Source organism: Edwardsiella sp. A.80236 (genome assembly GCF_044540725.1).
GTDB classification, from domain to species: domain Bacteria; phylum Pseudomonadota; class Gammaproteobacteria; order Enterobacterales; family Enterobacteriaceae; genus Edwardsiella; species Edwardsiella tarda.
On sequence record NZ_JBIUCY010000001.1, the window covers coordinates 144,724 to 160,455 of the forward strand.

Sequence of the window (15,732 nt, forward strand, 5' to 3'; positions counted from 1 at the left end):
ATTCATCAAGGCTGGGAATTAAAGCGGTTGCCAAGCGAAAAAAACGACCGGCGCGAAGACACGCCGGTCGAGTTGTCGAGCTGAATTAACCGAACAGGGTGTACAGGATTGCGGAGATGGCAATCAGACCCATGATGACAACGAATACGTTGCTGATGTGGCCGCTGTACTTGCGCATGGCCGGTACTTTGTTGATGGCATACATCGGCATCAGGAACAGAATCATCGCGATAACCGGGCCGCCCAGGGTTTCGATCATGCCCAGGATGGACGGGTTCAGCGTCGCCACGACCCAGGTGGTGATCAGCATGAACAGCGCGGTGATCTTATTCAGTTTGCCGATTTCGATGCTCTTGCCACGGCCACGCAGTGACTTGATGACCAGACCGTTGAAGCCTTCACGAGCACCCAGGTAGTGACCCAGGAACGACTTGGTGATGGCCACGAAGGCGATGATCGGCGCTGCGAAGGCGATGACCGGCGTATTAAAGTGGTTAGCCAGGTAAGACAGAATAGAGATGTTCTGTGCCTTGGCTTCGGCCAGATCCGCCGGAGAGAGGCTCAGGACGCAGCTGAATACGAAGAACATCACGGTCAGAACCATCATGATGTGCGCGTAGCTCAGGATCTGAGAACACTTCTTCTCGGCCAGTTCGTCACCGTACTCTTCACGCTTCGCCACGGCGAAGGCGGAGATGATCGGTGAGTGGTTGAAGGAGAACACCATGACCGGGATAGCCAGCCACAGGGTCATCCACAGGCCGCTACCGGAGGCAGAGCTGGCGATGGCCGCGCTGTCGAAGATGGCGCCGTTCCAGTTCGGGATCAGATACAGAGCCAGCATCATCAGTACCGCGACGAACGGGTAAACCAGGATGCTCATGACCTTCACGATCAGATGCTCACCGAAACGTACGATGGTCATCAGACCCAGGATCAGGATCAGGGACAGGAGGATACGCGGCGGGGCCGTCATACCCAACTGGTGAGTAATGAAGCTTTCCACGGTGTTGGTGATAGCGACGCTATAGACCAGGCAGATCGGGTAGATGGCAAAGAAGTACAGCAGGGTAATCAGTTTACCTGCGCCGATACCAAAGTGCTCTTCAACCACTTCCGTGATGTCTTCGCCCGGATTTTTACCGGACAGGACGAAACGGGTCAGACCACGGTGAGCAAAAAACGTCATCGGGAATGCCAGGATCGCCATGATGATCAGCGGGATCAGACCGCCGACGCCGGCGTTGATCGGCAGGAACAGAACGCCCGCGCCGATCGCCGTACCATACAGGCCCAGCATCCACATGGTGTCTGACTTACGCCAGGCACTCTTTGCGGCGGAGGTAGAAGCAATAGTACCAGTTTGAGTGGTGTCCATAGTGTCTCCAAATTGAACACATGTGTTCTGATTGGCCTATTTACCCCATGGGCAAACAGACGCTCAATCAGGGAACTGAGTGAGTTAATAATTCCTAATGAAAAAACGAAAAAAGTTTAATCCGTTAAAATAAAGCCGCTGAGCGGAAAAGAGCACAAACAGTAATCGCTCGCTATTTCTTGAGAACAGCGAACCGATTGAATCCGTTCAGAAAACAACTTTTCTTGTTGGTGTGCTACAGCATTTTTCGGGCGCAAAGATATAGATTTACAGTTTAAACGTCCGTGATCAGGCTCGCAAATGCAATATTCATTTATTTTTTGCCGTTTTTTGCCGGATTTTTGGTCAAAAGTCAAACAAAGGCTTAACAAATAAAATCGCGCCGCTTAACATAATTAGCGAGTTAAGTAAAAAAATGTAGAGAGTATGTGATGAATATTCTGCTGCACCATTTTCCCCTATTTAATTGAATTACAGTGAAATAACTCTTATAGGTTACGCCGAGGCTGCATTTTTAATGCATTGTTTTTAAAAGTCTTTTTAAGGAAAGGTCAAGATTCTTCAATTCGGATTAATTATTCATCTAGTCGTTGAAAAATAACGCAACCGTTATCGTTCCAGATAATTTACGAATAATAAAAGAGCCCATTCCTGATATTACATATTATGTATGATAATTAATTTTGTAGTCTGAATAGTGGCTCACACTTTAACGAGAGAAAAATCTTGCGGGGATTTTATACCGGGGGATAAGGCTGCCGTTGTTATGTCTAGCGAGAGAATTAATAACGACGGCAACGATAAAGCAGGTGAGCACCGTGAGGGCTAGTATAATAATTGTACTTTGTGTGTCTGAAGATAGTTCTTTAATTCAGCACGCGGCGCTTGATCGCAGATGAGGGCGCTAAACTGCTCCAAGGGCGCGATCCAGGCGCTGCGTACCTCACCAAATTTGCTGGCGTCGGCGATCAAGATAGTGCGCCGAGAGCATAGCAGAGCCTTGCGCTTCATGGTGATCTCGTCGAGGTTGTAGCACGTCGCTCCCTGTTTAATCGAGATACCAGCCGCGGAGACGAACGCGAGCGTCGGGCAGAGGTTGTCTAACTCGCTGGCGCCGTCGCTAGCGACAAAGATGGCGCTATCTGGGTTAAAGATCCCTCCGCACAGGATCACCCGACAGTGGGGCTTGCTCTGTAAGGCGAGAAAGGTGTTCAGCGAGTAACAGACGCCAGTAAAGCGCAACTGCTCATCGATGGCATCGATGATAAAGGGCACCGTCGTCCCACAATCGAAAAAGACCACATCGTCTTGCTGCACTTGTTTCGCCGCCAAGGCGCCGATGTGGCGTTTCTCTTTGACCTGTTTTTCCTGCTGATCGCTGACAAAGTAGCGCACGCTCTGGTGGATCTTGGGATCCAGTACGACATAACCGCCCAGCAACACTACATCACTGTTCTGGGCCGCCAGATCGCGGCGGATGGTCATTTCAGAGACATTCAGTAATTCGGCCGCATCTTTCAGGTGCAGCTTATCAGTACGTTTCAGTGCCTGAGATAGGCGATTGATACGATCGTAACGCCGGGCTTCCATAATCTCTCTCGCTGTGTGATTCCGTGAATGGCGTCGACGAGCCTGGAGGGAGGGGGCCGCCGTTTGATACAACGCAAGACACCTCGACCTGCGCAGCCATACCTGACTTTCATCAACTTCAGCATGCACCCTAGGTGCGTGGAAACGACGCGTAGGGAAAGCATACTGTGTTACTTCCCCTACATGATACGCCGTTTCTTGATGATTACGTGACATTTTTATTTGTCACGCATCACGCATCACGCGTGTAACACCTGATTATTCCACGCTTAGTTTTGCACCCAACCACGTCGAATCGCGTAGCCGAACAGGCGACGGTAAAGGCGCTGTAGCGCCGCTACCAGCGCGTTGCCATAAGATGGCCAGAGCAGTTGTACCAGGCCACAGCTGGCCAGGGAGACCAGGAAGGCGCCGATCATATCCAGCGGCCAATGCACGCCAAGGTAGACGCGTGACCAGGCGATGGCGAGGCCACAGAGCAGTAGCGCCAATCCGGGCCACTTGCTCGGCGACCAGAGCAGGAACGCCAATGCGAAGCTGAAGATGGCGCAGCCATGATCGCTGGGATAGGAGCTATCGGGCGCATGGGGGAGGAACTGATGACCCAGCCCAATGGCGAAGGGGCGCGGATGGGGCAGTAGCCAGCCGATGATCTGGGCCAACAGGAGGGTGATGATCAGGGTAAGCGTCGCCTGGCTGATGATCACCCGACGGGCGGGCAGCCGCGCGGCATTGCCCCATAGCCAGCCGGCGACGATGGTCAGGGGAATCACCAGGATCACATCTTTGGCGATAAAGCGGGCGAACATCAGCCAGGCTTGCGGTGCGTGCGGCGTGGCGTTGATCCACAGAAAAAGGGTGCGGTTAAACTCTTCCATGCAAACAGACTCAATCAACAACGGAACAGGGAGGACGGCAGCCCGACCTCGCCTAGGGCGAGCGGACGAACGCTAAACTATAGGGAGAAGCGCTCGCCGACGCCAATGCTAATGCGCGGCGGTTGTCGCCGGGTTTAACCACAGCGTAATCGGCCAGGCTTAAGGAAACCTTATTCCGCTCGTGGGGCGTGGAGGAATTGATGGAGTGAATGGTGATTCACGCAGTTGCGCCGGATATCGCCAGTCAGTGCGGCGATCAGGTTCTCTACCGCGCAGCGCGCCATCGCATAGCGTGTCTCATGGGTCGCCGAGCCGATATGTGGCAATGCAACGACATTGGCTAACCGGAGTAGCGGATCGTCGACGGGGAGCGGTTCAGGATCGAAGACATCCAACCCGGCGGCGCGCAGTTGGCCCGATTGTAGTGCTTGGAACAGAGCGTGTTGATCGACAATTTTTCCCCGGGCACCATTGATTAGGATCGCGCCAGGCTTCATCTGAGCGAGTCGCTGCGCATTGATTAGACCTTGACTCTGAGCGGTGAGTGGAAGCGTTAAGCAGACAAAATCGGCGCGCGCAAGCAAGGTTTCTAACGAGCAGCGCTCGGCGGCGAATACCCGTTCTGCTGCGGGATGTGCATGGTGACTGTGGTAGCATACCGACATGTTAAAGCCAGCATGCGCGCGTTGCGCTAAGGCATAACCGATTCGCCCCATCCCGACGATGCCGATGGTTTTATGATGCACGTCGATGCCGTAATGACGGGCGTCGATGCTGTCCCGCCATGCGCCTGCCTTGACCCATTCAGCCAGTTCCAGAGCTCGTCGGGCAGTCATCATCAATAGCATAAACAGCGTATCGGCGGTGGTCTCAGTTAGGACATCGGGGGTATGCATGAGAGCGATGCCGCGCTGGGAAAGGTCGTCGACATCGAACTGATCGATGCCGACGGAGATGGTCGAGATGGCGCGCAGTCGTGGCGCATGGGCTAATAGGGTGGCATCGATGACGGCGCCGGAACCGATCAGGCCGATGGCATCGGGGAGTGCGGCCTCTACTTGCTGGCGATTGTCAGCGGTGAGAGCCGCGAAGCGATGCACGGTAAAGTGCTCAGTAAGGCGCTGTTGCAGATCGGTAGGCAGGGAGTTATAGAGAACAATGCTTGGTTTCATGGTGCCTTTCTCCGTGAAGTGTGATGAGCCGCGAGGAAAGGCGGCACAGAATAGCGCGCCGCCATGATCTCCCTTAATGGCGCCTCTGAACGAGGGCCATTAAGGGAGTCGATGACCGGATAAGCCTTAGCCCATCCAGGCCAACGGTACGGTGACGATTTGCGGGAAGATGATCAGCAGGATCACCACCGAAAACTCGGCGAGTAAGAAGGGCATCATGGCCAAGGTCACGGCTCCGATCTGGAGTTTACCGACGCTGCATACCGAGTTGAGCGAGGTGCCGACAGGCGGAGTGATCAGTCCCAGTGCGGTTATCATGACGAAGATGATGCCAAAATAGACCGGATCGATACCGACGGCTTTCACCACAGGAATTAACACCGGCGCTAAAATCAGGATGATCGGCGTCTGATCCATCGCGGTGCCGATCACGAATAGCAGCGTCACTAATACCAGTAGAAATAGGGTGGGATGGTCGACGAAAGGTTCGAGCACGGTGAGTAACTCTCCCGGCAGATCGGCAACGGTGATTAGCCAGGAGGTGACCATCGCCCCGCCGACTAGGAACATCACGGTGGCGGTCATCTTGGCGGCATTAAGGAAGAGTCGGTAGAGATCGTGGAAGTTAAGTTCGTGGTAGATAAACCTGCCGACAAACAGCGCATAGGCCGCGGCGACGACCCCGGCTTCTGTCGGAGTAAATAGGCCGAACTTCAAGCCGAATAAGATAATGAAAGGCAATACCATCGCCCAGCATCCCTGGCGAAATATCTGGCAGAGCTCGGCCTTGCTAGGTTTGGCGAAGGTTGCAACGTGTTGATCGTTGCGCGCAATCCACCCCCAGACGATGAGGATGCTCAGCCCCATCAGGATACCGGGTACGATACCGCCGATGAATAGCTTGGTGATAGATACCTGCGCGGCGACGCCGAAGAGGATTAGGGCGATGCTGGGCGGGATCACCGGGGCGATCACGCCACCACAACAGATCAGGCCGGCAGAGCGATTGAGGTTATAACCCGCATCGCGCATCATGGGAAGCAGCATCGCCGCCAGTGCGGTGGTATCAGCCAGTGCCGAGCCGGAGAGACTGGCCATCAGGATGGCGGCAAAGACGGCGACATAGCCGAGACCGCCGGGAATATGACCGACTAAAGCCAGCGCCATGCGAACAATACGGCGTGAGAGACCGCCCGCATTCATAAACTCGCCAGCCAGCATAAAAAAGGGCGCCGCCAACAACACGAAGTTATTGGTGCCGTCGACGGCATTCTGTGCGATCAGCTGTGCATCGAAGAGATCCATATGCCACATCAATCCGATACCGGAGAGAAAGAGGGCGAAGGCGATGGGAACACCGATGGCGAGGCTGCCAAGTAGGATGCCGAGGAAGATAAACAGGATCATCGTCTCTCCCCCTGCCATTGACATAATAGGCGCAGAATATTGCGGAGTGCATATAAGGCGATGCCAATGCTGGCGATGACGCTGGTGATATAGAGTGAAGCCATTGGCCAACCGGTGACGGGGGAGTGGGTCGTGATGTTGATCAGGGTCTGCTGCCAGCCGCCCTCGAGTAATAGGCTACAGACGAAGATGATGAGGCCATGGCCGATCAGCATACAGCCTTGTTGAGCACGCGCGGGGAGATGGTTGAGCAAGGAGTCCACATTGATATGACTACCATCGCGCATGGCGATAATCGCGCCGAGGAAGGTCATCCAGACAAAGCATAGCCGTGAGACCTCTTCGGAGAAGGTGATACCAGTGTTGAAGCCATAACGTAGCACCACATTGACGAAGACCATCACCATCATGGCGGCAAGACAAGCGACGATGATCCCGTTGATCAGTGTAATAAGATATTTTTCGAATACAGCCATCGCGATGTTCCCTGAGTTGAGTCTTCCCTTCACTCACTCCCCAACGTGCGTTGTGTCTCTCGCATCAGCGGCATTGGGGCCGTTACCGACGGGATGGGTGAGGACGCTTATAGATTGTTGGTACGGGCTAACTCCTGCTGAAATTGTTTGACCAGTTCAGGATCTAGCTTGGCGGCGTATTTATCGATGACCGGCTGGACCACGCTCTGCATACGAGCCAGTTCGGCGGCAGAGATCTCATTGAGCTGCATACCATTGGCCAGCAGATTCGCCCGCGATTTCTCGGTCATCTCACGAGCGAACTGGCGTTGGGCGTCACGCGCCGTCAGGGCGGCTTGCTGGAAAATCTGCCGCTCGTCCTCCGAGAGTTGGTCCCAGAGCTTCTTACTGACCATCAGCATTTGGGGATTGTAGATATGACGTGTGCCGCTAAAGTATTTTTGTACCTCATAATATTTATTGGCATCGATAGAGGTTTCCGGGTTTTCTTGGCCATCGACAGTCTTAGTCTCCATCGCGGTATAGAGCTCGGGGAAGGGCATAGGAATGGCGTTCGCCCCTAAAGCATTCAGCATGTCGATATATAACGGATTAAGGATAGTTCTAATTTTTAATCCCTTAATATCCTCCAGTGTGTTGATCGGGCGTTTATTATTGCTGATGCTCCGATAACCTTGTTCCATATAGGCTAGACCGACCCAACCCTTCTCCGGCATATAACTCATCAATTGTTTTCCGAAGGGGCCATCTAATACGGCGTCGGCCTGGGCTTCATTTTTTAGGGTGAAGGGGAAATCCAATACGATAAATTGTGGCACGGTCCCGACAATCTGGGCTGGCGACATCATCGAGACTTCGATCGTCCCACCCTGCATAGCTGAGGCTACCTGTTGCTCACCACCGAGTGTGCCGTTGGGAAAGATCTTTATCTTGATCTTACCGTTACTATTTTTAGCTACCTCCTCGGCGAAGACCTTGGCACCAACGCCTTGAGGATGATCGATGGCGTTAACGATCGGCATTTTGAGGATGCGGGAATGAATGTCGGTGGCTGAACTGGTAAGGGGGAGAAGAATAAGGGCGCTGGCTATAAGGGTTCTGGTTATAATGGGTATAGAGAAGAATTTATTTATTTATTTGCATTATATATGCTCCATCGGCGCGGTGATTCCATGAGGGAGAGAGTGCCTATATGGCGCAGCCAATATAATTGGGACCGGTCCCAGTCAAAGTGAAACTCATCACAGATGATTAATTGATCATGAGTCGAAAGATAAAAATGTGAGAGTGACTCAATTAGAGCATGTTGATTGACGGATAATTAACTCAGGTAAACAACGTTGTTCACAGAAATCGCTGAGATCGCCGTTCAAACGCTGGATCAATCGTTCGGCGGCGAGGATACCTATCTGCATGGTCGGTTGGCGGATCGCGCTGATGGTCGGCGTGGCCAGGCGATACCATTCGGCATCGTCGAAGCCGAGTAACCCCAATTCGTGACCCCAGCGTAGGCCAAGGCGTAGCAGCGCGAGAGTGACCTGTTGGGTCAGGGCACCATTGGCGACCAATATCGCCCCCCGACGTCGCGCTGCTGTTGGTAAAAGTCGTATAACAGCATGTCGAGTGCATTGTTGTCTTCACGCTCAACCTGAGCGCATTGAGCCAACCGGGTAGGATATCGTGCTGTAATCTGTTGAAAACTCTGCCAGCGCTCGCTACGTGAAGAGATATGAGCGATGGGTTCGCTAAGAAAGAGCAGCGCATCATAGTGTTGGGAGTAGAGATGGGCGCAGGCTTGCTGCATAGCGAGTTGATTATCCAGTCCGACGAAATCGCCCGCAGTTTGCGCCATGTCACGATCGATGATGACATGTGGCAAGTCGGGTAGTGGTGAGGTCGGTTGAGGGCTGAGGGCGATGGCCGGAGGATGCAGCAGGAGACCTTGTACCCGATAGCTGGCAAAGAATGTCAGGTAACGTTGCATCTGCTCAGCCGAGTTGGCGCTATTACCGAGTAACAGCGTGAAGCCCCGCTGTTGGCAGACTGACTCGATACCCTGTATCAGACCGAGAGAGTAGGGATTAGCAATGTCCGCCAGGATTAGTCCCAACAGGCGAGTTTGCCCATTCCTTAAGCTGCGTGCCACCGGATTGGGGCGATAGTTGAGTTGCTCGATGGCGTGTGCGATGCGGGCTTTAAGCGAGTTAGAGAGTGCATGTTGTTCGCCGTTCAGATAGCGAGAGACGCTGCTTTTCCCTACGCCGGCTACTCGGGCTACATCACGAATCGTTGGCATGACACGGTTATCCTGTCGGTCGGTGCGACCTTCTCCATCTGGGAGGCATATAAAACGATGGTGCGCTAGCGGTTAGCGATAGCATAGAAATATTATCAATAAAGTAAATGTCTTCACATTATATGTTGTGGGTTGGCTGGTGTATTGAGGAGAGGCTCTCATTGGGGAGGTGGACGGAGGTTGGCATAGCAGCTGATGGTTGCCTCAACACGGTTCGGCTCACTGGAGATAAGACAGTTTTTCCTGTTTGGTCAGATGGCTCGTATCAGATATATGATTTATTGGCAGTTCCCGACTTTGTTAATGGAATGGTCGTCCCCTACATCTTGTGCCACAGTGGGGTTACTGACTGCGGCCTGAGTTTTTTAGAGACCATTAAGTACTAGCCGATCAAACCTGTCGTTAAAGGTCGAGATTGCCAAATTCTTCGTAGTGGTCAATCAGCCGTTGTTGGTAGGTCTCGTTGTCTTCGATAAGGATTTTTTGGCCGTTATATGTCCCGTTCAGGAAGAAGGCCATCACGACCTGCTGCGCCTTATCAACACCATAGTCTTCAATCTTGAGTAGGTACTTCGCAATGTAAATCCGGCAGATGTCTTGGAGCAGAAGTGCGACAGTAGCCCGCTACCCGTAAAGATGCCTCAGGAGATTCCGCGATGTCCAATCTGATCGAGCCTGAGTGCGCAACTGAATTACGAAGGACATTCAGCCATTTGAGTCGTTTCAGCGCTTCATCATCTGGATTTTCCGGATACATGCCACCGGCTTTCAAAAAGGCAGCGAGTTTGGCAAGCGCAGATTCATTCGCAAGGTTTTACAAGCGTGGCATGATATCATCAATAATATTTTGATTAACACATGCTTTTTCAAGATTCTTCTTAAATTCCAGACCCGCAGCCTTGATCTTCGCTTTTACTTCGCGAGTATAAGGATTGGAACCTGAGACTTTATACCAGCGGGTGTTCAGCCCATCAAGCGCGGCCGAGCCCATCGCAATTTTCACGCCTATATTGTCATTAGTCATTGCCAAAAGCACTGTTTCCACCGCTTCCCCAGCCCCCGCTTCTCGCAGAACAGGAAGCAGTGTCCAGTCGACCATTGGGTCAGTACGGAAGAAGTTTTTACTGGTGATAGCCTGCCCAGGCGACACCGGCAAGTACGGCTCGACACCATTTCCAACCCGCGTATGGCGACCGCTGAGAAGCGAAAGAATTACCGATAGATCGTAGGCTCCATTCAGCCATGGATTGTCAGGCAAGAGTACGGAGGCTTGATCAAGCTTTTCATGCTCTGCTACAACAGCGGTTATGCTCCAAGTGCCAGAGCTGGAAGGTTCTTCTTTCACGGATTGCTTGAACCCCGAAGAATCCAAAGTACTACTAAAAATTAACCGTTTTGACCGAGCAAAGTCCCCCCCAATGTGCTCCTTACTGACAGTTATTTCGTAGGGGCCAATGAAAAACTTCCCCTCAGAGGTGAGGTGGTGCTCAAAGTTGAAAATCTCTCGAAATCCGGTTTGCTCAACGCTCATACATCTCCTTAGTTCTCGCTGTGTAATCTGTTCACCAAGAGGCCAAGGCTATAGAAAAGTGCTTAAGTTAGCACCATCCCACATTTCCAGATTTGAAAAATTATTTAGCATCTGGTGTCTTGACTAGTTAGACGATGATATCAGTGAATTCACTAATTCACTAATTCACTAATTCACTAATTCACTAATTCACTAATTCACTAATTCACTAATTCACTAATTCACTTCTGGGAATGTTTTAGTCAATGATTATGGCCATCAACTTCGGCTTTTGGCACAGAGCGAACCTTCATTGACGCCATGCGAGTGTCAATGTAATCGCTCGTCTGGACGTTCAGATTATTCTCTCCAGCGCTGGCAATTCATCACTTCTGGCTACGCGTACAGCTCAACATCTGTTGGCAACCGTCTAAGATGAGGGCACACTGTGCCTCGGAAAGTGTTTATACCTCACGGGTTTTTCCCTCCGTAATGAGCAATTTGTGCTATGATTTTTATACCCCTTGAAATCTAAAATGGGATATATGTTTTTGAACGCGCTGACCGCCGTGATGTCAGCAATTTTGTCTGTTTTCCTCTCAGTGCAAAAAATCATTTTGAGCATGTAAGATCATCCTTTATTTAAAAATATCAGTAGTAGGAACGATTAACTTAGTTGCCAGGGCGTCTTATCGCACAGCATATGTATCAAAAGTTCAGAAGATCACTTGGGCGGCCAACATGAGTTCCTGTCAAAGCCTCAATCTTGGATTGAGCATAGGCAATGGGAGATGCTCCACTGAAAACGAGCCACGATACAATCTCGGGATTCGCTATCGAAGTGAACTTGGCAAAATTATCGATGTTTTCTTTGGCTAGTAATACGCGTTTAAGGTGTTTCTTGAGTTTATCTGGTTTGCCCTTTATGTCATCACCTTGATATTCAGATAGTTGCGAGGCAACTTCTGAGTAATTACGAGCAAGGGAGAGGTCCTTACATTCGATAACGAGAATTTGATTGCGGTCTGAGCGCCAGGCAAGAAGATCAATATCCCCCGGATCACCTGGTAGATTCCTGCGAAGAATTTCAGGAAAGCCTATGCCACGTCGAACTGTCCAGCCTGTTTCACGAAGTTCTCTCTCCAAAATTTTTTCGAACGTGTGTCCTTCCCGCGCTCCACCTAACCAAGTGTCTCTCATACCCTCTGTGCGAAAGAAGTCACGCTTAAATTGCCCAGTATATGCACCATCGAAAACGTATTTAAGGGACAGACTCAAGAGGCCTGGTGCGATAACAATTAGTGGATCGTGACTCTCTTCAATCTGTAACAAGGGACGTACAGCAACTGAAAGGCGTCGGCCAAACCTCCAGGGATATATATCAGAAAGGTCAAATCCATCGGGCACTACATCCCATTTCGGACGTGCGCTAAGGATAAACTGGTTGAGGAACGCATCAATAGTTTCATCTGCGAGCCCAGCCGATTTAGCAGCATCCGCTAATTGGCTTCTTTGCATCTCGAAGATTGCTGATTCTTGCTCTATTCCGATGGACTCAAGGAACTGGATAAATCGCATTCCATCCTCGAGAGTGAAGCCCATTTCTGCTTTCCAGAATGCAAGGAAAATATCGGTTTGGTCCTCGGTGGTTTCAGCCGCAATACTATCTTTTTTGCTATTCTCATCATCCCCTCCGGCAGTTTTCACATAGTGTTGCTCGAATTGTGCCGCTTGTTCCTCAAACCGTTCGTTAGTAACTTTTGAAAGCATTGGTTCAAGCACCATTTTGCCGAGTTCATCGCGAAAGAGGAGATCACCTAAGGGGGAGATGCGAATATCAGCAGGCAAAGCACCGAAACGTACGGCATCTGACATACCACCTATGCGAAAAAGCAGTGATGCCCGTGCAAGAAGTTTACTGAGTGTCATATCAGAAGGTTCAATTCCACCGCTAGTCGGGCACACACAGATGGCAAGTTCAATGATTAGCCGGGAAGTTAACGCTGCGCCCGCATAACGGCTCATTTCTTGAGCTATCGTCTCTTCGACAGCCTCTTCTCCTGCATGCAAGCCAAGGACCGCTGCTGCAGTACTACGCCAGTGCGCCTCTTCACAACGTGCCTTTACAACGTTTTCAAGTAATCGCGTTACTGTCTGTTTACGGTCAAATCTTGAAAGTTCGCTTAGTAAGTCTTGGATCAGCACATCAACCACATCATTAAGAAGCTTTCCAACTGCCTTTTTACCCTGATATCGTGATGGTGCATCTGTCGAAACAGCACGCCATGCTAGCTCAATTCGGGCTGCAGCTGAGTCGATATCTTCAATAGCTAAAAGACGTTTAGTTAGTGAACGGCCTAAATATTGGTTGAAGTCATAAGCCTGCATTATGTGGAAGCTGCGCGCTCTGTCATTGGGCACCGCTATCTGCTCAACAACTACCCCTTTACCCACTGGTTCTTTCATCCGAAGAAGTGTGGCAAAGGCCGTACCGAGTGCACGCACCAGAGCTCGTTCTGCACGGTTATCCGGTAGACGAAAACCTGCAAGATACCCATCTTGCAGAACCACGCGAATCGCCCCATGCTCATGGATTCGTTCAAGTCGCCAAAATGTATTCATATCATCAGGAAATTTCTCTCCATCAAATCGGTCAATATTGTCGTTACCATCAAAATGCAGATACACCTTTAATGATTTTTTTATTTGTTGCTTACTCAAGACCTCCAGTGCCTCTCCAATCCGCCAAATCCATGTTTGAACCATTTTGGCAAGCTCAACGATGAGCATCCGATCTTCCATTTCTGGGGCTTCAAGCGTTACCCAAAGATTACCATGCCCCTCATATACACAGGTCAGCCGCTGCGCTTTAAGATCATCTATGGATGCGTAGCACTTGCTCTCACGCTCGGTGGGAAAGAAATCTTCTGCAGAAGGCCTCATTACTCGATGCCATTTACCATTGTTGTCACTAATGCGATGCCGGTCATATCCTGTGTCTGCCGCTATTCGTATATCACGGAGTAAATTCGTGGGAATCATTAACATTAGTGGATGTTCCGGTGTGATACGGTCATCTGGTAACTGGTCATGAGGAACCATATGGCCATCATTGGCGCGTATCCATCCAAGAAGATTGAGAGTTCCGCTCATATTGATGAACCGAACACCAGCTTGCCTGATCGTTTCGACTGCGTCTTGCACACGCCAGAAGGCAATTGGTGACATATCGGGTAATGCCCCGAACCGGACAAAGTCCGCACCAGACATCCATTCAAATTGCCAACCATCTGGCAGTTGGGGAGGCATACCCAAAAAACCCGCCCCCCACCCACATTCTACGCGCACGACTATGCCACGCTGAAAGTCAGGTTGTTTGGCGAGGTCACCTGTAATTTGTTCAACAGAGTTATCTAGAAATTGCGTGGTCTCCTCATCTAGCTGTAGCAAGCTGTTGAAACGGGTATCGGCGTATTGCTGTATGGAAGGCAAGACGAACTGAAGTACCATCAAATGACCAGCATCCACGACGGAGGTTACCATCGTTGTTCGGCTCATTTTGTGCTTCTGCCATGTCAGTCTTCTTAACCTTCTGCCATTGCCGAAGACTGGCATCTCGGAGAAGGTACGGCTATAGGCGTTAGCTAATGCTTTGTCTAGCTCGCTCAATTCTTCGGTGCGCTTTGCAAATTTTATAACTGCCTGGCGAATTGCAATGGTCATGGCGGTAGGAAGTACAACCACAATACCATCGCGTGTGCGGAGCAATGGCCGTTGTTCAAGCATTCCCTCCCCTGGGGCCTGATTTCCAAGCGTGCTTATATGAGAGGGCTCAAGAATGAAAGGTGCTAAGTCAGAGAGTTTGATCCCCTCAGCTCTAAGAGAACGCTCGGACAACGTTACCCTTGAACAGAGCTCTTTCTCATCAAGACCAGCGGTGTCAAGAGAGTCCGGGAATTCGTCTGCGCCTTCCTGAAAACGATGAAGGCCAGAGCGAGCACAAATAGCATCTGAGAGACGGAGAATTGCCTGTATAGCGAGTTTCAGTGAGCGATAGCGGTGCGTATCAGGCATGTCGGATACAATTTCGACCATTAATTGTGTATAAAAACCTGCAGCCTCCCAAACCCCCTCTAGCACACGGTAATCACCTTTTTTATTATCAACAAGGGTGACGAAGACGTCCTCAGCAGGATCTTCTCCAACGATATTACTCGACTCTCCAATAGCGACATACCAGCGTTTCACGTCATCGATATTTGCTTTCTGCTGACCTTTGCAGTGAATAAGTGCAAGGCTCGCTAGGAGCTCGAAGCGCAAACACTGAGATTGGTGTGCCGGGAGAGTAAGAAGGCTGGAGAGTAAAGCTACTGTGCTGTCACGCTCAAAATTGACAAACTCAGTGACAACCAATGCGTTGCTCTTTGCTATGTCATCAAATGAGCATTTAAGCGTTATTCCATCAGCCTGCTCGTCCATTTCTTCAAACAAGGTATGTACATCCATATGAGAGAGATGCTCGTTCACGGGAACTCCTGGCTAAACATTTGTCAACTTGGATTGAGGAGTCATAGCGGAGATGATGACTTTAAGTCAATGTATAACAGATGTTTTTCTGATTTTAGTCTATTTTCCGTACATTTTTACGATGACTATTATCCATAAGCAGCATTTTGAAGTTTTTTCCGACTCTTGTTGGTTTTAGTTCGTATTTTTAATTCAACCAAACAGCCCCTTCAAATTAGTACCGGACAATGCCAAGGGTAATGTGCTGAACTGCTCCCTTACCGTCGATACAGTGTGGACTTACAAACGTCCGCTCTTGGCACGAAGCGGACTAGTTATACAAGCTGAAGGCCCGCTGCGAGCGAGTAGCGGAAGCTCGCAATTGTTATTACCGCGTAGAATGCATTACTAACGTTGCTATGTGTTAACGAACGGGGAGCAGGTCACCAGTAACAGATGACGCTACTTACTTGGTGTTAGCGGAAACACAAAGTTGGCAGCCTTCATTCGTTAGGAGGA

Annotated in this window: 11 protein-coding genes; all 11 read right to left on the bottom strand. The window is 50.6% G+C overall.

From position 1 onward, the window contains the following. Nucleotides 1-85: 85 nt before the first annotated feature. The 11 genes from ACEQFP_RS00630 to upx all read right to left on the bottom strand — a co-directional run bounded on the left by ACEQFP_RS00630 (nucleotide 86) and on the right by upx (nucleotide 15,234). On the bottom strand, nucleotides 86-1,378 hold the full coding sequence (locus ACEQFP_RS00630; RefSeq protein ID WP_005287844.1) for an HAAAP family serine/threonine permease: 1,293 nt from the start codon (nucleotides 1,376-1,378) through the stop codon (nucleotides 86-88). An 825-nt stretch (nucleotides 1,379-2,203) separates the two neighbouring features. Beyond that, nucleotides 2,204-2,968, bottom strand: coding sequence for a DNA-binding transcriptional repressor DeoR (gene deoR / locus ACEQFP_RS00635; protein WP_047059503.1), 765 nt, complete (start codon nucleotides 2,966-2,968; stop codon nucleotides 2,204-2,206). 269 nt (nucleotides 2,969-3,237) lie between these two features. Then, the gene (gene ybjG, locus ACEQFP_RS00640) at nucleotides 3,238-3,846 is read right to left on the bottom strand and encodes an undecaprenyl-diphosphate phosphatase (RefSeq protein WP_097364485.1); all 609 of its coding nucleotides are present in this window, start codon (nucleotides 3,844-3,846) and stop codon (nucleotides 3,238-3,240) included. 170 nt (nucleotides 3,847-4,016) lie between these two features. Next, a complete protein-coding gene (gene ghrB / locus ACEQFP_RS00645; protein WP_370547324.1) occupies nucleotides 4,017-5,018 on the bottom strand; it encodes a glyoxylate/hydroxypyruvate reductase GhrB in 1,002 nt (333 codons plus the stop codon). Nucleotides 5,019-5,144: 126 nt separating this feature from the next. After that, nucleotides 5,145-6,425: a TRAP transporter large permease gene (locus tag ACEQFP_RS00650; RefSeq protein ID WP_005294734.1), complete on the bottom strand. Its 1,281-nt coding sequence runs from the start codon at nucleotides 6,423-6,425 to the stop codon at nucleotides 5,145-5,147. Further along, nucleotides 6,422-6,901 (bottom strand): TRAP transporter small permease, encoded by a 480-nt coding sequence (locus ACEQFP_RS00655; protein WP_068870744.1) that lies wholly within the window; start codon nucleotides 6,899-6,901, stop codon nucleotides 6,422-6,424. Before ACEQFP_RS00655 ends, ACEQFP_RS00650 begins: the two co-directional genes overlap by 4 nt. Before the next feature lie 107 nt (nucleotides 6,902-7,008). Continuing rightward, entirely contained in the window at nucleotides 7,009-7,923 is a 915-nt protein-coding gene (locus ACEQFP_RS00660) for a TRAP transporter substrate-binding protein (protein WP_225856934.1), read from the bottom strand. 270 nt (nucleotides 7,924-8,193) lie between these two features. After that, a complete protein-coding gene (locus tag ACEQFP_RS00665) occupies nucleotides 8,194-8,469 on the bottom strand; it encodes a substrate-binding domain-containing protein (protein ID WP_370547325.1) in 276 nt (91 codons plus the stop codon). Beyond that, on the bottom strand, nucleotides 8,448-9,197 hold the full coding sequence (locus ACEQFP_RS00670; protein ID WP_370547326.1) for a LacI family DNA-binding transcriptional regulator: 750 nt from the start codon (nucleotides 9,195-9,197) through the stop codon (nucleotides 8,448-8,450). The genes ACEQFP_RS00665 and ACEQFP_RS00670 overlap by 22 nt, the downstream gene beginning before the upstream one ends. A gap of 814 nt (nucleotides 9,198-10,011) precedes the next feature. Then, nucleotides 10,012-10,728, bottom strand: a complete 717-nt coding sequence (locus ACEQFP_RS00675; RefSeq protein WP_370547327.1) for a hypothetical protein — start codon at nucleotides 10,726-10,728, stop codon at nucleotides 10,012-10,014. 687 nt (nucleotides 10,729-11,415) lie between these two features. Next, nucleotides 11,416-15,234 (bottom strand): anti-phage protein Upx, encoded by a 3,819-nt coding sequence (gene upx, locus ACEQFP_RS00680; protein ID WP_370547328.1) that lies wholly within the window; start codon nucleotides 15,232-15,234, stop codon nucleotides 11,416-11,418. Between the last annotated feature and the right edge of the window lie 498 nt (nucleotides 15,235-15,732).

Bases quoted from the DNA above. Each gene is read 5' to 3' on its own strand.
- ACEQFP_RS00670 (WP_370547326.1), bottom strand. From the start codon at position 9,197: ATGCCAACGATTCGTGATGTAGCCCGAGTAGCCGGCGTAGGGAAAAGC.
- ybjG (WP_097364485.1), bottom strand. From the start codon at position 3,846: ATGGAAGAGTTTAACCGCACCCTTTTTCTGTGGATCAACGCCACGCCG.
- ACEQFP_RS00675 (WP_370547327.1), bottom strand. From the start codon at position 10,728: ATGAGCGTTGAGCAAACCGGATTTCGAGAGATTTTCAACTTTGAGCAC.
- ACEQFP_RS00630 (WP_005287844.1), bottom strand. From the start codon at position 1,378: ATGGACACCACTCAAACTGGTACTATTGCTTCTACCTCCGCCGCAAAG.
- deoR (WP_047059503.1), bottom strand. From the start codon at position 2,968: ATGGAAGCCCGGCGTTACGATCGTATCAATCGCCTATCTCAGGCACTG.
- ACEQFP_RS00655 (WP_068870744.1), bottom strand. From the start codon at position 6,901: ATGGCTGTATTCGAAAAATATCTTATTACACTGATCAACGGGATCATC.
- ghrB (WP_370547324.1), bottom strand. From the start codon at position 5,018: ATGAAACCAAGCATTGTTCTCTATAACTCCCTGCCTACCGATCTGCAA.
- ACEQFP_RS00660 (WP_225856934.1), bottom strand. From the start codon at position 7,923: ATGCCGATCGTTAACGCCATCGATCATCCTCAAGGCGTTGGTGCCAAG.
- ACEQFP_RS00650 (WP_005294734.1), bottom strand. From the start codon at position 6,425: ATGATCCTGTTTATCTTCCTCGGCATCCTACTTGGCAGCCTCGCCATC.